The sequence below is a fragment of the Bradyrhizobium sp. B097 genome (assembly GCF_038957035.1).
Lineage (GTDB): Bacteria > Pseudomonadota > Alphaproteobacteria > Rhizobiales > Xanthobacteraceae > Bradyrhizobium.
In genome coordinates, this window is the sequence record NZ_CP152412.1 from 2,232,300 (window position 1) to 2,252,520 (window position 20,221).

Consider the following 20,221-nt stretch of genomic DNA (forward strand, 5'->3'; position numbering starts at 1 on the left):
AGCGCAGAACAGTCAACCGAAAGTAAACGTCCGCAGGCTCATCGCGTAGAAAAGCGGTTTTTTCTGGCCTTCTAAAGCAGACGTCCCGGACAAACAGTCGGTTTTCCGGGACATCTGGTTCGAATTAATCGAGATGAACGGCGATCAATCGCAAACGCGCACTCGGCGAACGCGCCAGGTGTAGCCGTCCCAGAACCGCTGGCGCTGCCAGAAGCAATCGGGACCGTAACCGGGCTCGGCGACATAGGCCGGACCGGGCGCGTAGTAGCCATAGCCCGGACCGTAGTAGCCGTTCTGCGAAGCGATCGCGCCACCGACGATGGCACCACCGATCAATCCCGCAGCGACGCCAGCGGCGACACCGCGTTGTGCTTGGGCGGGGGCGGGCACCGCCACAGCCGAAACCGCCAGAGTGGCGGCGGCGCAAAGCGCCAGCAATGTCTTCTTCATGACCTCACCTTTCTCACGGGAGCAGGGACAGCGTACCTTGGCGATCTGTCTCGCCTCAAGGGTTCCATATTCCGCTTGAATGATCAATGAACGACGCTGCCGTATTCGCGTCCAAATGCTTGCAGCTTTTGGCATATCTTGCAACGAACAAGCTTTTAGCCGCAGTGAACCGGTGCTTGGAGCGGTGGAAGCCGGGATTGGCCCGGTAGACCGACCTGATGGGCTTCCTATTCCCGAAAGGCGGGGCCGACCGATTTAGATTCATTCCAATATGAATCCCGCATCAGTTTGGAATTGCTACAAGAACCGGCTTTTCCCTTTGCATCCGGCCGGGGCCGACAATATCCATATTGGCGAGCATCACCCGTTGGACCCGCCTCTTCTGATGATTGTCTGTTCCTGTAACGTCCTCAGCGACCACGATGTCCGCAATGCCGTCAATGGCGGCGGGTCTGTGACACGAAATGCCAAGCAGGTGTATGGCTGCCTCGGCTGTAGTGCCGAATGCGGCCGCTGCGCGCGCACCATCAAGGCGATCATCGACGAGGCGCTTGGCCCCTGCGCCAAGGCATGCTGCTCCGGCTGCCCCCACAGCGGCCATCCGCACGCCGCCAACGAAGACGCCGAGCCGGCCGAATTCGCGCTCGCGGCCTGCTAAGGCCATTTCGGGTTCTGATCGACGCAGAACCGAGGCTTTCCCGTTTCAATGCGTTTTCTTCATGCGATCCGGCTGCAACGTCGCCGGAAACGTTCTGCCTCAGCAAATCCCCCGAATCCGGTTATCCACGCGCTGCTTCCGCGAAGGGTTGCTCTCTCCGGCAATCTGATTTAGAAGCGTTCTAAATTCAGTGCTGGCCGGTTTTGGCCGCGACAGGTGGAGTGGATCATGCAAGGCGACCCGAAGGTCATTGATTATCTGAACAAGGGGCTGCGCAGCGAACTGACCGCCATCAATCAATACTGGCTGCACTACCGCATGCTCAACAATTGGGGCCTCCTGGAGATGGGCAAGGTCTGGCGCAAGGAGTCCATCGAGGAGATGGAGCACGCCGACAAGTTCGTCGATCGCATCCTGTTTCTCGACGGCTTCCCGAACCTGCAGGTGCTCGATCCCCTGAAGATCGGCCAGGACGTCAAGGAGATCATCGAGTGTGACCTAGCCGCGGAGATCGGCGCCCGCACGCTCTATCAGGAGGCAGCGACCTACTGCCACGGCGTCAAGGACTATGTCAGCCGCGACCTGTTCGAGCAGCTGATGAAGGACGAGGAAGACCACATCGACTTCCTCGAGACCCAGCTCGACCTGATCAAGCGCATCGGTCTTGAGCTCTACACCCAGAAGCACGTCGGTCATCTGAAGGGCGAGGAGTCCTGATCGGCCTCTTCGCGCTCGGAGACTGGCTTTCAAAAATGCGAGAGGCCGTCCTTGCGGGCGGCCTCTTTCGTTTTCGCGATCCGGATGAAGTGATCGGTCAGTAGCAGCGGATGATGTTGATGGTGCGATCGCCGTCGCGGCCGGGCACCGTCACGCTCTCGGTGGGGCAGCTCGACACATAGGGGCGATCCGACGGCACCACGGCCGGCGGATACCGATGCGCCCAATCCCAGGGCACGTCCTGGGTGTAGGTATAGCGAACGTCGTTCGACGCCGGCGCCGGGACCTCGGCGGCGAAGGGAACGCCCGCCGCGCCATCATAGTATCCGCCCGCGTCCGGCAACACGATGCCGGGCACCCGCACATGATGACGGAAGGCTGGATGGTGCGCGGAAAACGTACCGCGCGGCGCCGTTCCGGATCTCGCATTGGTCTCGGTGGAGGAAGCGAGCAGCAGCGCTGCAACGCCAAGGGACGCGATCAGCGCCCCATATGTTCGATACACCATTGGTCGATGAGCCATTGTTCGACAAGCCATGGCCGGCACCACTCGCGGTTACGGAGCATTTCTGCAGACGCTAGGCCGCGCCTGAGGGCGCCCGCAAACTCATCCTTAATTATTGGTTAAAAAGTAAGGTTAACAGGAGGTATCTGTTTCAAATTGGCGCGATTGCGTGGCAGCGCTTCAGACCGCGTCCGCCGGAACGAAGCAGCTGATGATGATGTTGCCGCGGTGGTGCACGTACCACACCACGGCCTCACCGACCGGGTTGCCGCGATCGCGGATGACCGCGCGCTCCGGCACCATCATCCATTCGCCCTCGATCGGCACCCAATAGGCGCCGCCCCGAACATCATAGCTCGTGCGATGGCCGTCGGAGATATCGCAGCACGGCACGCCGTTCGGCGCGATCACACTCTTGAACCAGGCACGGATATCGGGCGGCACGTTGTCGTATTGGCCGTTGTCGAACGCCAGCGCTGCGCCCGCCATCATGGCGAGCCACGCAAGCATCGCGCCATGCGTGAGCCTTCGCATCGCATCCCTCCGCGACAACCTTATGCGTGATACGCGCGCATCGCCTCGCGCGCGAATCCGATGTTGGTGCGATTAGGCACGAACCGCGCACGAGATGCATGCCCAAAGAATCAGCGAGCCGGCGCTGTTGTCCGTGATGCAGTGCGGGATCGTCGCGTTCAGGCTGGCTTCTTCGTGCGCGCCGCGCACAAGCGGATCGTTGTGCTTCCCCCAACGCGCGGCGCGCTTGTCCGGCCGCTTCGACGCAAGCCTAGCATGACGGAAAGGCGTTATCCGAGCGCTGCGCCGCGCGGCTGGCGGAGATGTGCTCAGCTCGCCTTCAGCACGTTCAGCGCGTACCATCCCCAATAGACCCGGTGACGCTGGATCAGGCCGTCCTCGATCTCCATGACCTCGACCAGATCCATCTGGTCGCCGTCCGGAGACTGCCGCGGATATTCCCAGGTGAGAATTCGGCCGTCGCTGAAGAAGCCCTGCTTGAAGCGCCGCCGCTGCGGCGGGTTGGTGCGGAACACGCGCGTGATGAACTCGCGCAATGCGTCGCGGCCCTGGACGATCCCGTCCTGGGTCTGCATCAAATGCAGGACCAGCGGGCTTTCGATCGAGGCATCTTGCGCATAGAGCGCCAGCGCCGCCTCGAGGTCCTTGTTGCCGAGGGCCTCGTCCCAGAGCCTGTAGATGCGTTCCGCGTCGGTATTGCCGGCTGTCATGATTGTTCCTTGCGTTTCGTCTGATGACGCCGATTTGAGCGGAAGAGGCTGTCACGACGTTTCAGGAAAAACTGAAATGAGTTTCACAGCACGGTGAATGCGGATGGGACGTTGTTGCGCGATCCGGAGGACGATGTAGTGAGATCATCCCAATCGGTGCAGACGGGATTTTCGCGAATCGCCGAGGCATTGGGCGATCCGGTGCGCGAGGCCATGGTCAGCGCGCTGGCCGACGGCAAGGCGCTGCCGGCCGGCGAGCTTGCCGCGGTGGCCGGCATTTCGCCGCAGGGCGCCAGTGCGCATCTGCAGAAGCTGGTGGATGCGCGCGTGCTGTCGGTGTGGGCACAGGGCAGGTTCAGATATTACCGGATCAGGGACGACGACGTCGCGGCGCTGATCGAGAACCTGGTCGATCTTGCGGCGAAAGCCACTGCCGGGCGCAAGCGCGCGATGCCCGCCGAGCAGCTCAGGCAATCGCGCACCTGCTACCATCACTTGGCGGGCCAGCTCGGCGTGCTGCTGTCGAATGCGCTGGTGCGGCGCCGCCTCGTCGTCATCGACGGTCGCGATGGTCGCGTGACCGAGCAGGGGCTGGCCTGGTGCCGCGCCGAAGAGGTCGATTTCGACCCGGCGCGGCTGCCGCATCTGCGGCTCTGCAATGACTGGACCGAGCGCGTGCCGCATCTCGCGGGTCCGTTCGCCAACGCCGTGCTGGCGCGGCTGGTCGCGATGCGCGGCGTTGCGCCGCATCGGATTCCGCGCGCGTTGCGGATCACCGACCGGGGGCGGGCGTTTTTCGACCGGCTCGGCGTCGAGGTTCCATTCTGACGCCGCGAGGCCGTGCTAGCGGCCGTCCTCGACCTCGGTCTCCGGGCGGTCGTTGCCGGAGGCGGTTTCGGTCAGCCATTTGCCGTCCGACGTCTCGTACTGGATCGCCTCGGTGCGCCCGGGAACGCGCTGCTCGTTGGCGGCGCGCCGGGCGGCGGCAAGCGCCGCGGCATGGGTTGGAAACGGCTCCGAGAACACCCCGTTGACGGTATAGGCCCAGCCGCCATCGTGCTGGACGACCTTGTAGATCACGTGGCTCATCGGGGACCTCGTTTCCGCCGTGGACGATGAGGCTGCCAGAATAGACCACGATGTCGTATTTTGCAGCAGCCGATCGTCTTTGAGCAACAAGCCCCGAGGTGCGGGCAAGGGAAAACGACATGTGCCGCAATATCAAGACGCTGTTCAACTTCGAGCCGCCCGCCACTGAGGACGAGATCCACGCCTCGGCGCTGCAATTCGTGCGCAAACTGTCCGGCTTCAACAAGCCGTCGCAGGCCAATGAGGCCGCCTTCAACCTTGCGGTGATCGAGGTCTCGGACGCCGCGCGCAGGCTCCTGATCTCGTTGCAGACCACGTCGCCGGCGCGCGATCGCGAGGTCGAGGCGGAGAAGGCGAGGGAGCGTTCGCGGCTGCGGTTCGGCTGAGGCCAGGCTGAGGCTCGCGCATTCCGTGATGCAGGTCACGGTGTGGCGCGCTGCCCGCGGGCATCGTGGCCGTTCACCCCGGTCCCGGAGCAAACGCCATGAAGCCCGCCGCCCTGCTCACATTCTGTTCGATTGCGTTCGCCGTTCTCTGGACCTGCGGCATGCTGTGGTCGAGCGGCACGATCGACCTCGCCAACGTCATCATCCTGTCGGCCTGCGGGGCGTTCGCCGGTGTTGCCTGGTACTACGCGATGCGCTGGGTCTTCCAGCTCATGCAGCTTGCCCGGCCGTCCGATCCTCCGGCCAAGCCGCGCATCGAGCGATGAGCATCGAGCGCGACACGGACACAGCTGGCCGTGTCGCTGCGTAAGGACAAGAAGGGTTACTTCTTGTCCTTCTTGCGGTGCTTCTTCTTTTTCTTGTGATCGTCGTCCTCGTCGTCATCATCAGCGAAATCGATCGCGTCGACGTCAAGGGCGATCGCCTCCGCTGCCGCGCGCTCGGCTGCATCACGTTCGGCGAGCTCTGCGGCTTCACGCTCCTTGGTGCGCTTGTAGTCTTCCCAGGCGTCGAAGATCATGTGCAGCCACGGCATCACCTGCTCGATCGACGGCAATTGGCCGGGCGGGCCGGCTTCACCGCGCGGGCCGCCGGGACCTTGCGGGCCCTGTGGACCAGCCTCGCCGCGCGGACCTTGTGCGCCAGCCTTGCCTTGCGCCCCCGGCTTGCCCTGGGGGCCAGCTTTTCCGACCACGCCGGCCTTGCCCTGCGGACCCGGCTTGCCGCGCGCACCTTCCGGCCCCGGCCGCCCCGGATGTCCCTGCGGTCCGGGCTTTCCCGGCTCGCCCTGACGGCCCTGCGGCCCCTGTGCCCCTCGTGACCCCTGGCGGGAAACTGTCTCGTCAGCCACTGCTATGCTCCGTCGCGATTTGAAGCCGCTTGTAACAGAGGTTGGAGGACGGCTTCAATTCTGCCTGCCGGTGCCGATGCAAGCGATCAACAGTCATAATTCCATGCACATATGACAACGGAGGGCGTGTTGCGGGTTCTGGACGGCATGTACCGCGAAGCTGCGGGCGAACCGCAATCGCTCGACATCGTCGTGACGCGACACGATGTGCTTGATGAAGCGGCCTTTCGCAGCACGGGTGTGCTCGAGCTCTACGAAGAGCTGTTTCCTGCGAGCGAGCGCGACAGCCCTGACGACATCGTGCGCTGGCTGTTGTCGGATGATGTCGGCGAGCGGCGTCACTTCAGCGTCGGTGGCCTCAGCATGTCCTATCGTCTCGACTCGCGCTGCTTCATCCTGCGCGCCGGCGCCGCGCGCGCGGTCGGGCTCGGCTTCTTCACCTACGATCACGCAAGCGACCTGATCTTTTGCAACCATGTCGGCATCGGGAAGTCTTGGCGCGGCGGCGGCCTGGCGCGCGCGTTCTATCGCGAGATGGTCGCCATGCTCGATGCGCTGTTTCCGAACAATATCGGCGTAGTGCTCGAGGTCGAGCCATTCGATCGTGATCGCGTGGCCGCGATCGTCGCCGATCTCGAGCGAACGGGCAGGCGGCAGCTCGCGGCGGATGAGCAGGACGAGATCCGCCGGTTGCTGCGCGCAAGCTGGTACGACAAGCTCGACTATTCCGTGTTCTGCGACGCCCGCACGATGCGGCCACTCGCCTGCCGCTCGCCATGTCTTGATCCGTCTCCGCCGTCATCGGATTGGGCAAATGGAGAGGAAAACTACTGGCTGATGTGGCAGGCGCGGACCGGCGCGGCCTCTGCGGAGGTGCGCGCAGGTCAGCTCTGGCACAAGGCTGCCACCGCGATCTATGTCGAGATCCTCGCAAAATCCCTGGTCGCGGCGGATCCGAACGGCCGGCGCGGCTATTGGGACTATGCGACCGCACTGGTGGGCCAGACGCTGCAACGGACTGCGACGACCGACGTGCGCCTCGCACGCGGCCTCGGCGACGATGACGCCGCGTTGCTGTCGCGCTGGCGGCGCCTTGCGATCGACCTGCCGATCTAGGCCGCGGCGTGCTCGCTGTGCGGCACGTCGATGCCGTCGGCCGAATATTCGCGGATCTTGTTCCGCAATGTCCGCACCGACAGTCCGAGCACGCGCGCGGCACGGGTGCGGTTGCCGTCGCAGCGCGCGAGCGTTTGCAGCACCAGTTCCCGCTCGACCTCATCGACGGTCGCGCCGATCAGCAGTGGGACGATTTCATTTGGAGCCAGCGACGGCAGCAGTGCTTCCGGCGACGGTACGGTGGATGCGTAAGACATGAACTCCTCCCGATCAACGCCCGCCTCGTCGATGAGGCGCAGACATCGAGAACCAACTACCCCGTAAATCAACGGTGTGCCGGTTTGGTTAACAATTCCTTAACGCGCCCCTAACTCCCTGCTTTGTAAGCAAAATACCCAGAAATCGCCACGATTGCGGTTCCATCCGTCACAGTGTTCGGTAGCCGCCATCGACCATCACGATCGAACCCGAGACGTAGGCCGAGAGGTCCGAGGCGAGGAAGATCGCGGGGCCGACGATGTCCTCGGGCTTGCCGGCGCGACCGAGCGGGGTGTGGTCCATGAAGACTTTCACGAGGTCGGGGTTGGAGGCGCGCACCTTCTCGTTCAGCGGCGTCTCGATGAAGCCGGGGCCGATCGCGTTGACGCGCACGCCGTCCTTGCCGAGCTCGGCGGCCAATGCCTTGGTGAAGCCGAGCACGCCGTGCTTGGAGGCGGTATAGGCCGGTGAGCTCGGTGTACGCAGATGCACGAAGGACTGGATCGAACCGATATTGACGATGCGTCCCTTGTTCTTGCGCAGCGGCGCGAGGAAGGAATGCGTCACGTTGAAGACGCCGGTGAGATTGATCGAGATGATGTCTTCCCAATCCTTGATCACGGCCTCGTCGGCGCCGAGCATGCCGTTGCGGCGCGCGATGCCGGCATTGTTGACCAGGATCGAGACGGGGCCGACCTTGTCGGCGATTTGCTTCGCCATCGCGATGCAGGCGTCGAGATTGGTCACGTCGAGCGCAAAGCTCTCCGCCTTGCCGCCGGCGTTCCGGATCTCGTTGGCCGCTTCCGCTGCCGCATCGCCGTTCATGTCGAGCAGCACCACGCGCGCACCCTCGCGGCCGTAGCCCGCGGCGATGGCACGGCCGATGCCCGAACCCGCACCCGTGATGACGGCGATGTGATTGTCGAGAAGGGCCATAGCGTTTCCTCGTTCTGATTTATGAGCGTTGCCGACAACACTATTCAAAACTGCGCCAACCGAAACGCCAAGCCGCGTTTGCGCGTTGCTGTTATCCGGATTCGGCTGACAGTACGGACCGATCATGGACCAGCATATCAGACATTGGAAAGTCGCGATCGCGCGCTTCTGCGCGGCGCCTGATCCCGACTATCGCGAAATGGCCAGAATGATCGCCGAGATCGCCACGACCGACATCGACGACACGCTGCGGCATGCGGCCGCACAGGTGCTGCCGATCCTGCGCCAGGCGGCGCTGAAATCGGCCGACCGCCGGACCAGATCGATGGCGCTGCGCCGTCTCGGCATCGTCAGCGATGCGCTGCACATGCTGTCCGCGCCGCAATTCGGCCGGCGTGGATTGACACCGAAGGTGCTGACGCAGGACGAGCGCTGCCGGCAATTGCTTGGCCTGCCGTTCGGCCGCCGCCTCGCCGCGAACGAGGTCCACCAGGCGTTCAAGCGCGCCGCCAAGACGGTGCATCCTGACGGTGGCGGCAACGGCCCGGCATTCCTCGAACTCGCCGCTGCGCGTGACGCGCTGATCAGGCATCACTGACGCGCGATAGCGTTATGGCCTCACAGCACAAGGGCGGACGCCGCGCTGTTGCCGCGTGTCTGCCCTGTGCGTGATCGGGGGGCGCTCAGAACGAGCAGGTGCCGTTGTTGAGGAGGCCGGTCTTGTAGCTGAACGCGGCGTCGAAGGTCGGCAGCTCCTCGCTGACGACGGCGAAGTTCGCCGGCCACGGCGTGGTCGGAATGCTCTGGTCCCAGATCTGGCAGAAGCCGGTGTCTTGCCAACGGATCAGATGATAGGGCGTGGCGCTAGCGGGGCTTGCCGCGGCGAGCAGGGACACAGTGGCGACGATGGCGGCACAGGCAATCGCAAGACGACGCATGGAAAATCTCCGGTTTGAAAAAGTGAATGCTCCGCGGGGAAATCCTGGAGCTCAGGGGCCGATCGCCCCGGACATGCAGTGAGTGTTGCAACCCGGGGAACAGGTTCAACACGGTTCCCGCGGACATTCCCGTCACCAATGGGCACCGGCTGTGCCAAATTGCGCCGGACGACGCGCTTGCTACAGTCGGCGCGTTGCGATTCGTGCCCGCGTCGCGACGCGAGCAAATCGACGTGAGAAAATCCTGGGAGACCGCACATGAAACTTTCATCCACCCTTCGCGCCGCGCTGGTCGCACTGATGGCCTTCACCGGCCTCGCTGTCTCGACCGCCGCGCGCGCCGACAGCGGCTTCGTGACGCTCACGATCTACAAGGCCGGATGGTTCATCGGCGGCTCCGGCGGCAGCGGCGTGCTGACGTTCCGCGGCCGCTCCTATCGGCTGTCCACCGGCGGCCTCGACTACGGCCTGGTGTTCGGCGGCTCCAAGACCGTGTTGCGCGGCCGCGTCAGCAACATCAATCGTCCGTCCGACGTTGCCGGCGTCTATGGCGCGGCGGGCGCCGGGCTTGCCCTCGGCCGCGGCGCGCGCGCGATCGTGCTGACCAATCAGAAAGGCGCGGTGCTCGAACTGACCGGCCACCAGGTCGGCCTGATGGCCAATGCCGATCTGAGCGGGCTTGCGATCACGATGCAGTAGAGTTGACGGTGTGGAGCTGCAGCAGCGAAGGCTGATCGCCGAGACGGATTCAGACCAACTCCGTCATCCTGAGGAGGCCGCAACGCGGCCGTCTCGAAGGATGAATCGGCCACCATCGGGGCCGTCGGTCCTTCGAGGCTCGCTTCGCTCGCACCTCAGGATGACGGGGCTAGAGCATTATCGCCCCGTTCCGATTCCATCGGAACGGAAATGGCTCCAGGGGCCAGCGCGCGACTGCGTGATTTCGGAATACTGGAAGCGTATCCGTGAGTTGCCCGACGTGTCAAGTCGAGCGCCGGCCACCGCCGGCTACTTTGCATGGGGTTGTTTTCGATATTCTTGTCCAGCTAATCGCGCGAGCCGCCTCGGTCCGGGCCGGGACGGCGCAGCGTTCATTTGAACAGATGCAGCGCTGCGTATTGCAGCAGCATGATGGTCTTGCCGTCGACGATGCGGCCATCGCTGATCATGGCGAGCGCGTCGTCGATCGCAAGCTCCAGCACCTCGATGTCCTCTCCCTCGTCGGCGAGCCCGCCGCCATCACCGACGCGCATCGCGGCGTCGTATTCGGCGACGAAGAAATGCAGCTTCTCGGTCACCGCGCCCGGCGTCATGAAGGCTTCGAACACCTTGCGCACATGATCGAGCCGGTAGCCGATCTCTTCCTCCGCCTCTGCACGGATGCGTGCTTCCGGCGCGGCGTCGTCGAGCATGCCGGCGGCGGCCTCGATCAGGAGATCGTCGTAGCCGTTGGCGAATGCGGGATAGCGAAACTGCCGCACCAGCACCACGGTGCGGGTGTTCAGATTGTAGGGCAATAGCGCCGCGCCGTTGCCGCGGTCATAGACCTCGCGCACCTGGGTCTGCCATTCGCCATTGCTGCGGCGGTAGTCGAACGTCGCACTCTTCAGCTCGTAGCGGCGCTTCGACAGCAGCTGGACGTCCTTGACGCGGACGCGGTCGGCGATGCTCATGCGTCGATCCTCAACTCTGTCACGGCGTCGCTTCGCGACCGTCGAGCCATTTGGCCAGCATCACCGAGGTCGATTCCTCATAGCCGAGCGATCGGTAGAATGCGCCGGCCTTGGCGTTCTCCCGACGCACCAGCAATTGCAGCTTCGGCACGCCGGCATTGCGCAGCCAGTCCTCGGCCGCCGCCATCATGGCGCGGCCAAGCCCCTTGCCCTGGAAGCTGGGGTCGACTGCAACGTAATAGACCCAGCCGCGATGGCCGTCATGGCCGACCATCGCGGTTGCGACGATCGTGTCCGAGCTGCGGCCGACCAGCACGGCCGAGCTCGGTCCGCGCCGTGCCAGTGCGATGTCGGCGGCCGGATCGTTCCACGGCCGCGTCAGGCCGCACGCCTGCCACAGCGCGACGACATCGGCGACGTCGGCGTCGGTGATCTCTGCAATGGCCAGAGAGGAGGGCATTGTCGCCTGCACGGTCACAGCACCTTGCCCGGGTTCATGATGCCGAGCGGATCGAGCATCGCCTTGACCTGCCGCATCAGCTCGATCGCGACCTTGTCCTTGACGTCGGGCAACTCGTCGCGCTTGAGCACGCCGATGCCGTGCTCGGCCGAGATCGAGCCGCCCATCCGCAGCACGATCTCGAACACGACGGCATTGACGTCGTGCCAGCGCGCCAGGAAGTCGGCCGCATTGGCGCCGACCGGCTGGCTGACATTGTAGTGGATGTTGCCGTCGCCGAGATGGCCGAACGGCACCGGCCGCGCGCCCGGGATCAGCTTTACGACCGCCGCATTGGCCTCCGCGATGAAGGCGGGAACGGCTGCGACCGGCACTGAGATGTCGTGCTTGATCGAGCCGCCCTCCGGCTTCTGCGCCGCCGACATCTCGTCGCGCAGTTTCCAGAACGCCTGACGCTGGCTCAGATTGGCGGCGATGACGGCGTCATCGACGATGCCGTCTTCCATGCCCTGGGCCAGGATCGCCTCCAGCGCGTCGCGGGCATCGTCGCGCGACGACGACAATTCCATCAGCACATACCAAGGGTGCTTGCTCTCCAGCGGATCGCGGATATCGATGCCGTGGCGGATCGAGAAATCGACCGCGATGTCGGCGAGCAATTCGAAGCTCGTCAGGCTGCCTGCCGCCTCGTTGCGCGAGATCGACAGCAGCTTCAATGCCGCCGCCGGCGATTTCAGGCCGACATAGGCGGTCTCAACCGCGCGCGGCTTCGGAAACAGCCTCAAGGTTGCGGCGGTGATGATGCCGAGCGTGCCTTCGGCACCGATGAACAGGTTGCGCAAATCGTAGCCGGTGTTGTCCTTCTTCAGCTTGGACAAAGCGTTGAGCACGCGGCCATCCGCGAGCACGACCTCGACGCCGAGGGCCATCTCGCGCGCCACGCCATAGGCGAGCGCTCCGGTGCCGCCGGCATTGGTCGAAAGGTTGCCGCCGATGGTGCAGCTGCCTTCGGCGCCGAGCGACAGCGGAAACAGCCGGTCGACGTCAGCTGCCTTCTGCTGCGCGATTTGCAGCACGACGCCGGCCTCGCAGGTCATGGTGTTGGATTCGACATCGATGTCGCGGATCTTGTCGAGCCGCCGCAGCGACACCACGACCTCGCCATGATGCGGTGTCTGGCCGCCGACCAGGCCGGTGTTGCCGCCCTGCGGCACCAGCGCGATCCTGTGCTCGCTCGCAAGCTTGCAGATCGCAGCGACTTCGGCGGTCGAGCCCGGGCGCAGCACCAGCGGCGAGCGGCCGTGAAACAGGTCGCGCTCCTCGGTGACGTAAGGCTCGATGTCGGCGGCATCGGTCACGGCATATTTGTCGCCGACGATAGCGCGGAATTTTGCAAGCAATTCGGGCGGAAGCGGCGGCACCGCTGATTGGACGATGTTCATTTTTTCTTGGTCTTTCACTCAGTCGGGATCTTTATTGCGGCATGACCTCTGCGCAAACGCTTGGCGTTTGTCGCGGGGAAAACCGGCTTGCACCTTTCCGGGTCATGCTTGTTACCGCCCAACCGCTGCGCGGCGCAGCCGGTCATTGATGGCTTCGCCCAACCCGTCCTCGGGAATGGGCATCACGGCGATAGCATCTGCGTTTCTCGTGTCGAGCGTGCGAAGGTAGCCGAACAGATTGGCGGCGGCCTCGGCGAGATCGCCGCGCTCGGACAGGTTCATCTCCACGGAGGCGCATTCGCGCCGCCCGACCTTGACCGGTCCGAACGCCAGCAAGGCTTCACCGACATGGACGTCGCTCGCATTGAGCCGGACCGGTGTCCGCGGCGCATAATGTGACGCGAGCATGCCCGGGGCGATCGGCTGAGCGTCGCCTTCCGCATCGGGGGGCGGCGATTGCAGCGGATGGCCGAGCACGCGCTCGATCTCGGCCCGCGTCAGCCCGCCCGGCCGCAGCAGCACCGGATCGGAGAAGCAGCCGACGATGGTGGATTCGACGCCGACCTCGACCGGGCCGCCGTCGACGATCATGTCGATCCGGCCCGCCAGATCGCCGTTCACATGCTCGGCCGTGGTTGGCGAGACATGGCCGGAGAGATTGGCCGATGGCGCTACCACCGCACCGCCGAACGCCTTGATGATGTCGCGCGCCACCTTGTGGGCCGGAATGCGTATCGCGACCGTGTCGAGCCCGGCGGTCGCGAGCTCGGCGACCGGGCAGGAAAGCGCCTTCGGCAGCACCAGGGTGAGGGGACCGGGCCAGAACGCTTCCGCCAGTCGCAAGGCCTGCCCGTCGAACAGGGCGATCCGGCGCGCTGCGCCGAGATCGGCGACATGGGCGATCAGCGGATTGAAGGCCGGCCGGCCTTTGGCCTGGTAGAGCCGGGCGATCGCGGCGGCGTTGCCGGCGTCGGCGCCGAGGCCATAAACCGTCTCGGTCGGAAACGCCACCAGGCCGCCCTCGGCCAGGACCCCGGCCGCGGTCGCCGTAGCGGCGGCGCCGGCGGGCAAAATGTGCGTTTTCAGACCTGTATCCACTGTGACTCAATTCCTCAATTGGTTGCCTGTGGTCCCTTGCGGTCCCCGAAACCCGACGCTATAAGCCGGCCTCTTAGTCGGAGTGTGGCTCAGCCCGGTAGAGCACTGCGTTCGGGACGCAGGGGTCGCAGGTTCGAATCCTGCCACTCCGACCATTCTTTCAAGCACTTATAGTTTCTGTGTTTTTTGTGCGCAACGAAATGCGCATCGATTTCGGGCGCGGCAGCCATGTCGGTCGATTCGATTCGACGCCGCTCGGAACCTGACGCGCGACGATTGTTGGGCGCGAGGGCAAAGCCGCCTGACGTGATGTTGCGTAGCCACGTCACCAAGCACCAGAAGGCCTCCCGTCGGACCTGTCAGCCGATCCTGGCCGACATCAAAGCACGAATAGCCCGTGGCGAGTAGTGCTCAACGTGCCGTCGCAAATGCTGACATTGCGTTTGTCAGGGGTTGCCGACCTCGAAGGCCAGCAGGACGTTGCCGGGCAGGCCGCCCCATTGCGCGTAGCCGGAATTGACATACAGCATGCCGTCGACGACGACCGCGCCGGGGCCGTCCATGGCGCCGCCACGGGCCGGAACGCCATTCACGGTGGTGTAGTCGCGCGCGGTGTCGATCTCCCAAAGCAGCCGCGCATCATCGGTGGCGTAGGCGCGCAAGAAACCGCTCACGCCACCCGAGAAGACGACGCCGGGAATGAGGGTGATCGCCGCGGAGAGGGCGGGACTGCATTGGGGACGATCGCCACAGGCAACCGGCGCCACCTGCATCGCGATTTTCCCGGTCGCAAGATCGAGTCCGAACAGGCCGCCGCCTTCGCTTGAATTGAGACGCCTCGAGCCGTCCCTCAGGAACCGCACGTCCGAATTGGCGACATAAATTCGCTCCTGGTCCGCGGCGGAGCCCCACTCGGTTCCTCCCAATGGGCCACCTTGGCCGATCCGCGTCTGCCACAGGATCTTGCCCTCATGGTCGGGATCGAGCGCGTGCACCACGCCGGATTTCTGGCCGATCACCAGCACGCGTTGTCCGTTATGCAGGGTCACCAGGATGGGCGATTGTCCGAAGTCGTGGTCGGGACCGCGGTCCTGCGGACAGTTGGTCTGGTCGGTGCCGAAGCACGCCACGACGAAGCTGTCCTTCGGCGTCGCCTGCTGATGCCAAAGCATTCGCCCGGTCGCGAGATCGAACGCGAGGATGGCATCGCTGGTGTCGGTTGCCGGGTCGGCATAGCTGTTCGATGTCGCGACATAGAGCGCCTGGCGCTGAACATCGATCGTCGGCGCGGACCAGACCGACGCGCCGGCCGGACCGAACAGCTGGGTGCCGATGGCGTTCGTCCGCGTGGCCTGCGGCGCTTCGGGGATGGTGTAGGCCTTCCAGATCTGCGCGCCGGTTTCGGCCTTCAGTGCGACGACGCTGCCGCGAAACGTGCAGCATTGGTAGGTGGGGCGGGACCCGATGGCCTCTTCGATCGATGAGACGCCGACGTAGACGACGCCGGCATGGAAGGTTGCGGCACCGGTAATCCGGGCGGCCAGATGATCGTCGACCTTGCTCTTCCAGATCAGCGCACCGGTCGCAGCGTTCACGGCGTAGACGTTGGCGCGCACATCGCCAAAGAAAACGGCGGACCGACCATTATCCAGCGGGGCAACGCTGATAGCCGCCCGGACCGGCGCCTCGGTCGGAAACACCCAGCGGGTGCATCCACTCTTGGCGTAGAGCGCGTGGACCTTGCGGTCGCCGCCGCCCACGAAAAGCAAGCCACCGACCACAGTCGGTTGAGCGTTGGCGTTGGATGTGTCAGCGAATCCGAAGGCCCATTTCAGACGCAACCGGGAGACCTGGTCTGGCGTGAGGCCGGCCATCGCCGCCGGCTGAAACCGGCTGTTGTTGAGATCCGCGCCCCAGCCATTCCATCGTGGCCCATCGATCGGTTGCGGGAAACCGGCCTCGCTCTGTACGCATTGGCCGGCACTCTCGGCCGCGGCATGCGAGGCGACCTTTCCAGTGACGAGCGAGGCGATGGCCGCCCGCTCGTCATTGCTCAGCCCCTGCGCGAAAGATGACATCGCGCCCGTGGTGATCGCACCCAGGACCTCATCGAACGACTTCGATTGCAGCGCGGTGCGGCTCGGCGCGCGGATATCATTGTTGCTGCTGTCGTGACACTGCGCGCAGCGTTGCGCGTAGAGGGCGCCGCCGCCTTGCTGCGCTGTCGCAGGAAGGCAAGACCAGATCAGGACGACGGCAATCGCGGCACTCAGTTTCATCATGGTTCACCGACGTTGGCTTTGATGAGATGAGCGACTGAAGCGTAGCACAACCTGCCGGCTTCCATCGTGCTTGGGGAGGCCGGTGGCGTGTATCGGGCGGTGCCAGACCAGGTCGCGACCGGCCGCCCCCAATTCGAGCGCCAGACGGCGCGATCTCCCATTGACAGGCCGCCCGATGTGATAGAATTATAACACAATAAGTTGCAAAAATAACAAGATGTCATCATCGCATCAGCGTTCCGCGCGGCGATGGGAGGAAAATGGAATTGTCCGGTTCGATCGCGGCAGGGCCTCAGCCGTCGGCCTCGCTTTTGACGGTCGGTGGCATCAACAAGCGCTTTGGCGGCGTGCGCGCGCTGCGCGACGTCAACCTCGAGGTCCTCTCCGGCGAGGTGCATGCGCTGCTGGGCGAGAACGGCGCCGGAAAATCCACACTGATCAAGATCCTCAGCGGCGTTCATGCCGCCGACAGCGGCACGATCGAGATCGCCGGCAGGCCAGTGATGTTCGACAACCCGGCAAGATCGCGCGAAGCGGGGATCGCCGTCGTCTATCAGGACCTCAGCCTCGTCGAATCGCTGAGCGTCGCCGACAATCTATTGCTCGGCCGCGAGCCGCGCGCGCGGTTCGGCTTTGTCCGGAAGCGCGAGCTGATGGCCAAAGCCGAAGCATTCCTGGGTGAGCTCGGCATTCCCCTTGATACACGCGCGACGGTCGGCTCGCTGCCGTTCGCCTACCGCCAGATGACGGAGATCGCCAAGGCGTTGATGGGCGAGGTGCGGCTCTTGATCCTCGATGAGCCGACGTCCTCGCTGACATCGGATGAGGTCCGCATCCTGTTCGACGCGATCGGCAAGGCGACGCGCCGCGGCGTCGGCGTGATCTACGTGACCCATCGGCTCAACGAGGTGTTCGAGATCTCGCAGCGTGTCACGGTGCTGCGCGATGGCGCCAACGCGGGCACGTTTGTCACCGCCGATACCGACATGAAGCGGCTTGTCAACGCCATCATCGGCACCGATCGATCGGCGCCGGCAGCATCGCGTGCCGCGCCCGCGGCAACGCGTTCGTTCGATTCATCGCCGGTTCTGTCGCTGTCGGGTGTGTCGAATGACCGGCTGGCGGCGGTTGACTTGTCGGTGATGAAGGGGGAGATTCACGGCCTTGCCGGATTGATCGGCAGCGGGCGCACCGAGATTCTGGAGACGATCTTCGGACTTCGGCCCGCCGAGCGCGGCACGCTCGAGATCGAGGGCCGGCCGTGGCTGCCGAACAGCGCGGCCGATGCGATCGAGCAGGGCGTCGCGCTGGTGCCGGAGGATCGGCACGTGCAGGGCCTGGTGCTCGATCATTCGATCGAACGCAACATCACCTTGCCGCGGATTCCGCATTTCTCGCGCTGGGGCTTCATGCAGCAACGCGCCGCCGCCCGGCGCGCGGACGCCGCGGTCGCGCGGCTTTCGGTGAAAGCGCAAGGCGCTTCCAGCCTGGTCAGGACACTGTCCGGCGGCAACCAGCAGAAGGTCGTGTTCGGAAAATGGAATGATCCGCGGCCGCGCGTGCTGCTGCTGGACGAACCGACGGTCGGCGTCGACGTCGGCGCACGCGAGGAAATCTACGGCGTGATCCGCAATGCCGCCCGCGACGGCAGCGGCGTCCTGATCGTCTCCTCGGATCTCGTCGAACTGATCGAGCTCTGCGACCGCATCTCCGTGATCGTTGATGGACGCGTCGCGCGAACGCTCGCGCGCGGCGAGATCGATGACGCCGAAGAGCTCCACCATCTCCTGCAGATGTACCAGGCCTCCGGACAAGGCCTATTGCAAGAGCTGCCCGCATGACCGAACTGACCGCGCCCAATGTCGTCGCCGCGTCGACCCGAACCGATCGTCGCCGTAAGCTGCTGCAGAACCTGCTGCGCGGCGAGCGGCCCTACATGCTGTACATCGCCTTCGTCGTCCTGCTGGTCGTGTTCAGCCTGTCCTCGCCCTGGTTCCTGTCGCTGGACAATTTCCTCAACATCGGACGCCAGACGACGCTGGTGTCGATCATCGCGGTCGGCATGACCTTCGTGATCATCGCACGCCAGATCGACCTGTCGGTCGCATCGACATTGGCGCTGTCGGGCATGGCCGCGGCGCTCGCTATGAGCCAGATCAGCAACAGCTGGATCGTCGGCGCCGTTGCCGGGCTCGGCACCGGTGCGCTGGTCGGGTTGCTCAACGGCATCCTGACCACGCAGCTTTCGATCCCGTCCTTCCTGGTGACGCTCGGCTCGCTGAGCATGGCGCGGGGACTTGCGATGATGGTGACCAACACCAAGCCGGTCATCATCACCAACGAGACTTATTTCGCGATCTTCGGCGAAGGCACGTTCCTGGGCATACCCGTTCCCATTGCCTGGACGCTGGTGGCGATGATCGTCGGCATCCTGCTGCTGCACTACAACGTGTTCGGCCGTCGCATCTATGCGGTCGGTGGCAATCCGACCGCGGCGCTTTATTCCGGCATCAACACCAAATGGGTGACGACGGCGGCCTTTGTGCTGACCGGCGCGCTGGCCGGGCTTGCGGCGCTGGTGCTGTCCGCGCGCTCACATGCCGCGCGGCCCGACGTCGTGCAGGGGATGGAGCTCGACGTCATCGCCGCCGTGATCCTCGGTGGCTGCAGCCTGTTCGGCGGGCGCGGCTACATCCTGGGGACGCTGTTTGGCAGCCTCATCATCGGCACGCTCAACAACGGCCTCGTGCTGCTCGGCGTTAGCTCGCCAATGCAGCTCGTCATCAAGGGGGCGATCATCGTGGCCGCGGTCGCCTTCACGAAACGCTAGAGCACGATCCGGAAAATTGTAGGGGCAAGGTCGCCGGCCTCCGGTCAATCGGCGACCAAAAAAGGGAGGAAACAATGAAGCCAATCTTGCGACAAACCCTGCCGCTGACCGCGCTGATTGCGGCGACGGCCATTTCGATCGCCCCCTCGGCCCGCGCCGAAGTGCCGGCAAGCTGCGTCAAGGGCGTCGATCTCGCGACGCTTGGACCGAAATCAATCGTCGGTCAGGGACCGCACGGCGAAAAGGCCGCTTCGCCCGAGGTGCTCGCGCTGTCGGACGCGGACGCCGCCAAGATCAAGGAGAAGCACTTCAAGGTCGGCATCTCCATGCAGACCGTCAACCTCGACTGGGCGCAACTGCAGATCCAGGGCATCACCGACACGCTGAAGAAGTACGGCGTGACGGTGACCGGCGTCGCATCCGCCGAATATCAGGTCGACAAGCAGATCGCCGACATCGAGAACACCATCCAGCAGCACCCGGACGGCATCATCTCGATCCCGGTCGATTTCACGGCGACCGCGCCGACCTACAAGAAGATCGCGAAGGCCGGCATCAAGCTTGTGCTGATGGACAGCATCCCGACCGGCCTCAAGCATCCGGAAGAATATGCGTCGATGATCTCGGCGGACAGCCAGGGCAACGGCCAGATCGCGGCCCAGATCCTGGCCTCTTGCATGCCGCAGGGCGGCACCATCGGCCTTGTCAATTTCGGCGTCGACTATTTCAGCACGAACGAGCGCACCAAGGGTGTCCGCGAATGGATGCAGAAGAACCGTCCCGACATCAAGATGAAGCAGGTCGACTTCACCGATCCGCCGAAGGTGTCGCAGATCGCAGGTGACTTCCTCACCGGCAATCCTGATATCAAGGGCCTGTTCGCGGTCTGGGATCAGCCGGCGCTTGACACGCTGAGCTCGATGCGCGCGCAGAGCATCGACATTCCGGTCACGACCGTCGATCTCGGCTTGCAATCGGCGATCGAGATCGCCAAGGGCGGTCCTTTGAAGGCGACCGGCTCGCAGCGCCCCTACGATCAAGGCGTCGCGGAAGCGATGGCGATGATGAACGCGCTGCTTGGCAAGGAAACGCCCGGCTGGATCGGCGTGCAGTCGCTGCCGGTGACGCAGTCGAACGTGCTGGAATCCTACAAGACGGTGTTCAAGAAGGAGCCGCCGCCGGAACTGACCGACGCCTGCAACAAGGCGAAGCCGGCCTGCAACTGAGCC

General features: G+C 64.4%; 25 protein-coding genes and 1 tRNA gene. 12 read left to right on the forward strand and 14 right to left on the reverse strand.

Annotated features, from left to right (window positions below):
* Positions 1-144: 144 nt before the first annotated feature.
* Positions 145-450, reverse strand: coding sequence for a hypothetical protein (locus AAFG07_RS10320; protein WP_050422015.1), 306 nt, complete (start codon positions 448-450; stop codon positions 145-147).
* Positions 451-835: 385 nt separating this feature from the next.
* Here AAFG07_RS10320 and AAFG07_RS10325 point away from each other — a divergent pair, with 385 nt between their 5' ends.
* Positions 836-1,108, forward strand: coding sequence for a (2Fe-2S)-binding protein (locus tag AAFG07_RS10325; protein ID WP_016843730.1), 273 nt, complete (start codon positions 836-838; stop codon positions 1,106-1,108).
* 228 nt (positions 1,109-1,336) lie between these two features.
* The gene (bfr, locus tag AAFG07_RS10330) at positions 1,337-1,825 is read left to right on the forward strand and encodes a bacterioferritin (RefSeq protein ID WP_092126895.1); all 489 of its coding nucleotides are present in this window, start codon (positions 1,337-1,339) and stop codon (positions 1,823-1,825) included.
* A gap of 97 nt (positions 1,826-1,922) precedes the next feature.
* On the opposite strand, the gene AAFG07_RS10335 is transcribed toward bfr, so the two are convergent.
* The 3 genes from AAFG07_RS10335 to AAFG07_RS10345 all read right to left on the reverse strand — a co-directional run bounded on the left by AAFG07_RS10335 (position 1,923) and on the right by AAFG07_RS10345 (position 3,574).
* Positions 1,923-2,333, reverse strand: coding sequence for a hypothetical protein (locus tag AAFG07_RS10335; protein ID WP_342727173.1), 411 nt, complete (start codon positions 2,331-2,333; stop codon positions 1,923-1,925).
* 177 nt (positions 2,334-2,510) lie between these two features.
* Positions 2,511-2,864 carry a hypothetical protein gene (locus AAFG07_RS10340; RefSeq protein WP_342727174.1) on the reverse strand — a complete coding sequence of 118 codons (354 nt, stop codon included), beginning with the start codon at positions 2,862-2,864 and terminating at the stop codon, positions 2,511-2,513.
* 308 nt (positions 2,865-3,172) lie between these two features.
* A complete protein-coding gene (locus AAFG07_RS10345; protein WP_342727175.1) occupies positions 3,173-3,574 on the reverse strand; it encodes a nuclear transport factor 2 family protein in 402 nt (133 codons plus the stop codon).
* A 138-nt stretch (positions 3,575-3,712) separates the two neighbouring features.
* Between AAFG07_RS10345 and AAFG07_RS10350 the strand changes: the two genes are divergently transcribed.
* The gene (locus tag AAFG07_RS10350) at positions 3,713-4,402 is read left to right on the forward strand and encodes a metalloregulator ArsR/SmtB family transcription factor (protein ID WP_342727177.1); all 690 of its coding nucleotides are present in this window, start codon (positions 3,713-3,715) and stop codon (positions 4,400-4,402) included.
* 15 nt (positions 4,403-4,417) lie between these two features.
* Here the strand turns inward: AAFG07_RS10350 and AAFG07_RS10355 are convergent, their stop codons facing one another.
* A complete protein-coding gene (locus AAFG07_RS10355) occupies positions 4,418-4,663 on the reverse strand; it encodes a DUF2188 domain-containing protein (RefSeq protein ID WP_016840968.1) in 246 nt (81 codons plus the stop codon).
* A gap of 119 nt (positions 4,664-4,782) precedes the next feature.
* Between AAFG07_RS10355 and AAFG07_RS10360 the strand changes: the two genes are divergently transcribed.
* Together AAFG07_RS10360 and AAFG07_RS10365 are read left to right on the forward strand one after the other, a co-directional pair.
* Positions 4,783-5,049: a DUF2277 domain-containing protein gene (locus AAFG07_RS10360; protein ID WP_342727178.1), complete on the forward strand. Its 267-nt coding sequence runs from the start codon at positions 4,783-4,785 to the stop codon at positions 5,047-5,049.
* A 98-nt stretch (positions 5,050-5,147) separates the two neighbouring features.
* A complete protein-coding gene (locus AAFG07_RS10365; RefSeq protein ID WP_342727179.1) occupies positions 5,148-5,375 on the forward strand; it encodes a hypothetical protein in 228 nt (75 codons plus the stop codon).
* A 56-nt stretch (positions 5,376-5,431) separates the two neighbouring features.
* On the opposite strand, the gene AAFG07_RS10370 is transcribed toward AAFG07_RS10365, so the two are convergent.
* Entirely contained in the window at positions 5,432-5,959 is a 528-nt protein-coding gene (locus tag AAFG07_RS10370) for a collagen-like protein (RefSeq protein WP_342727180.1), read from the reverse strand.
* Positions 5,960-6,088: 129 nt separating this feature from the next.
* Here AAFG07_RS10370 and AAFG07_RS10375 point away from each other — a divergent pair, with 129 nt between their 5' ends.
* Positions 6,089-7,075, forward strand: a complete 987-nt coding sequence (locus AAFG07_RS10375; RefSeq protein WP_342727181.1) for a hypothetical protein — start codon at positions 6,089-6,091, stop codon at positions 7,073-7,075.
* Here the strand turns inward: AAFG07_RS10375 and AAFG07_RS10380 are convergent.
* Together AAFG07_RS10380 and AAFG07_RS10385 are read right to left on the reverse strand one after the other, a co-directional pair.
* Positions 7,072-7,332, reverse strand: coding sequence for a helix-turn-helix domain-containing protein (locus tag AAFG07_RS10380; RefSeq protein WP_021076090.1), 261 nt, complete (start codon positions 7,330-7,332; stop codon positions 7,072-7,074). The genes AAFG07_RS10375 and AAFG07_RS10380 overlap by 4 nt on opposite strands.
* 169 nt (positions 7,333-7,501) lie before the next feature.
* Positions 7,502-8,269, reverse strand: coding sequence for an SDR family oxidoreductase (locus AAFG07_RS10385; RefSeq protein ID WP_342727182.1), 768 nt, complete (start codon positions 8,267-8,269; stop codon positions 7,502-7,504).
* A 124-nt stretch (positions 8,270-8,393) separates the two neighbouring features.
* Between AAFG07_RS10385 and AAFG07_RS10390 the strand changes: the two genes are divergently transcribed.
* On the forward strand, positions 8,394-8,867 hold the full coding sequence (locus tag AAFG07_RS10390) for a hypothetical protein (protein WP_342727183.1): 474 nt from the start codon (positions 8,394-8,396) through the stop codon (positions 8,865-8,867).
* 85 nt (positions 8,868-8,952) lie between these two features.
* On the opposite strand, the gene AAFG07_RS10395 is transcribed toward AAFG07_RS10390, so the two are convergent.
* On the reverse strand, positions 8,953-9,207 hold the full coding sequence (locus AAFG07_RS10395) for a hypothetical protein (protein ID WP_342727184.1): 255 nt from the start codon (positions 9,205-9,207) through the stop codon (positions 8,953-8,955).
* 258 nt (positions 9,208-9,465) lie between these two features.
* On the opposite strand from AAFG07_RS10395, the gene AAFG07_RS10400 reads away from it, so the two are divergent.
* A complete protein-coding gene (locus AAFG07_RS10400; protein WP_176533100.1) occupies positions 9,466-9,906 on the forward strand; it encodes a hypothetical protein in 441 nt (146 codons plus the stop codon).
* 392 nt (positions 9,907-10,298) lie between these two features.
* On the opposite strand, the gene AAFG07_RS10405 is transcribed toward AAFG07_RS10400, so the two are convergent.
* From AAFG07_RS10405 to AAFG07_RS10420, 4 genes are all read right to left on the reverse strand, one after another.
* On the reverse strand, positions 10,299-10,880 hold the full coding sequence (locus tag AAFG07_RS10405) for a GDP-mannose pyrophosphatase (RefSeq protein ID WP_342727185.1): 582 nt from the start codon (positions 10,878-10,880) through the stop codon (positions 10,299-10,301).
* Between the two features lie 19 nt (positions 10,881-10,899).
* Positions 10,900-11,340, reverse strand: a complete 441-nt coding sequence (locus AAFG07_RS10410; protein ID WP_342727186.1) for a GNAT family acetyltransferase — start codon at positions 11,338-11,340, stop codon at positions 10,900-10,902.
* Between the two features lie 14 nt (positions 11,341-11,354).
* Positions 11,355-12,782, reverse strand: coding sequence for an FAD-binding oxidoreductase (locus tag AAFG07_RS10415; protein ID WP_092124607.1), 1,428 nt, complete (start codon positions 12,780-12,782; stop codon positions 11,355-11,357).
* 111 nt (positions 12,783-12,893) lie between these two features.
* Positions 12,894-13,880: an L-threonylcarbamoyladenylate synthase gene (locus AAFG07_RS10420; RefSeq protein ID WP_342727187.1), complete on the reverse strand. Its 987-nt coding sequence runs from the start codon at positions 13,878-13,880 to the stop codon at positions 12,894-12,896.
* Positions 13,881-13,958: 78 nt separating this feature from the next.
* Here AAFG07_RS10420 and AAFG07_RS10425 point away from each other — a divergent pair.
* Positions 13,959-14,035: transfer RNA gene (locus AAFG07_RS10425), tRNA-Pro, on the forward strand.
* 291 nt (positions 14,036-14,326) lie between these two features.
* Here the strand turns inward: AAFG07_RS10425 and AAFG07_RS10430 are convergent.
* A complete protein-coding gene (locus AAFG07_RS10430) occupies positions 14,327-16,159 on the reverse strand; it encodes a PQQ-binding-like beta-propeller repeat protein (protein ID WP_342727188.1) in 1,833 nt (610 codons plus the stop codon).
* A 269-nt stretch (positions 16,160-16,428) separates the two neighbouring features.
* On the opposite strand from AAFG07_RS10430, the gene AAFG07_RS10435 reads away from it, so the two are divergent.
* The 3 genes from AAFG07_RS10435 to AAFG07_RS10445 all read left to right on the forward strand — a co-directional run bounded on the left by AAFG07_RS10435 (position 16,429) and on the right by AAFG07_RS10445 (position 20,218).
* Positions 16,429-18,003, forward strand: a complete 1,575-nt coding sequence (locus tag AAFG07_RS10435) for a sugar ABC transporter ATP-binding protein (RefSeq protein WP_342727189.1) — start codon at positions 16,429-16,431, stop codon at positions 18,001-18,003.
* Positions 18,000-18,992 (forward strand): ABC transporter permease, encoded by a 993-nt coding sequence (locus AAFG07_RS10440; protein WP_342727190.1) that lies wholly within the window; start codon positions 18,000-18,002, stop codon positions 18,990-18,992. Before AAFG07_RS10435 ends, AAFG07_RS10440 begins: the two co-directional genes overlap by 4 nt.
* A gap of 74 nt (positions 18,993-19,066) precedes the next feature.
* On the forward strand, positions 19,067-20,218 hold the full coding sequence (locus AAFG07_RS10445; protein ID WP_342727191.1) for a substrate-binding domain-containing protein: 1,152 nt from the start codon (positions 19,067-19,069) through the stop codon (positions 20,216-20,218).
* Positions 20,219-20,221: the final 3 nt, after the last annotated feature.

Bases quoted from the DNA above. Each gene is read 5' to 3' on its own strand.
- AAFG07_RS10320 (WP_050422015.1), bottom strand. From the start codon at position 450: ATGAAGAAGACATTGCTGGCGCTTTGCGCCGCCGCCACTCTGGCGGTT.
- AAFG07_RS10325 (WP_016843730.1), top strand. From the start codon at position 836: ATGATTGTCTGTTCCTGTAACGTCCTCAGCGACCACGATGTCCGCAAT.
- bfr (WP_092126895.1), top strand. From the start codon at position 1,337: ATGCAAGGCGACCCGAAGGTCATTGATTATCTGAACAAGGGGCTGCGC.
- AAFG07_RS10335 (WP_342727173.1), bottom strand. From the start codon at position 2,333: ATGGTGTATCGAACATATGGGGCGCTGATCGCGTCCCTTGGCGTTGCA.
- AAFG07_RS10340 (WP_342727174.1), bottom strand. From the start codon at position 2,864: ATGCGAAGGCTCACGCATGGCGCGATGCTTGCGTGGCTCGCCATGATG.
- AAFG07_RS10345 (WP_342727175.1), bottom strand. From the start codon at position 3,574: ATGACAGCCGGCAATACCGACGCGGAACGCATCTACAGGCTCTGGGAC.
- AAFG07_RS10355 (WP_016840968.1), bottom strand. From the start codon at position 4,663: ATGAGCCACGTGATCTACAAGGTCGTCCAGCACGATGGCGGCTGGGCC.
- AAFG07_RS10360 (WP_342727178.1), top strand. From the start codon at position 4,783: ATGTGCCGCAATATCAAGACGCTGTTCAACTTCGAGCCGCCCGCCACT.
- AAFG07_RS10365 (WP_342727179.1), top strand. From the start codon at position 5,148: ATGAAGCCCGCCGCCCTGCTCACATTCTGTTCGATTGCGTTCGCCGTT.
- AAFG07_RS10380 (WP_021076090.1), bottom strand. From the start codon at position 7,332: ATGTCTTACGCATCCACCGTACCGTCGCCGGAAGCACTGCTGCCGTCG.
- AAFG07_RS10385 (WP_342727182.1), bottom strand. From the start codon at position 8,269: ATGGCCCTTCTCGACAATCACATCGCCGTCATCACGGGTGCGGGTTCG.
- AAFG07_RS10390 (WP_342727183.1), top strand. From the start codon at position 8,394: ATGGACCAGCATATCAGACATTGGAAAGTCGCGATCGCGCGCTTCTGC.
- AAFG07_RS10395 (WP_342727184.1), bottom strand. From the start codon at position 9,207: ATGCGTCGTCTTGCGATTGCCTGTGCCGCCATCGTCGCCACTGTGTCC.
- AAFG07_RS10400 (WP_176533100.1), top strand. From the start codon at position 9,466: ATGAAACTTTCATCCACCCTTCGCGCCGCGCTGGTCGCACTGATGGCC.
- AAFG07_RS10405 (WP_342727185.1), bottom strand. From the start codon at position 10,880: ATGAGCATCGCCGACCGCGTCCGCGTCAAGGACGTCCAGCTGCTGTCG.
- AAFG07_RS10410 (WP_342727186.1), bottom strand. From the start codon at position 11,340: ATGCCCTCCTCTCTGGCCATTGCAGAGATCACCGACGCCGACGTCGCC.
- AAFG07_RS10415 (WP_092124607.1), bottom strand. From the start codon at position 12,782: ATGAACATCGTCCAATCAGCGGTGCCGCCGCTTCCGCCCGAATTGCTT.
- AAFG07_RS10430 (WP_342727188.1), bottom strand. From the start codon at position 16,159: ATGAAACTGAGTGCCGCGATTGCCGTCGTCCTGATCTGGTCTTGCCTT.
- AAFG07_RS10440 (WP_342727190.1), top strand. From the start codon at position 18,000: ATGACCGAACTGACCGCGCCCAATGTCGTCGCCGCGTCGACCCGAACC.
- AAFG07_RS10445 (WP_342727191.1), top strand. From the start codon at position 19,067: ATGAAGCCAATCTTGCGACAAACCCTGCCGCTGACCGCGCTGATTGCG.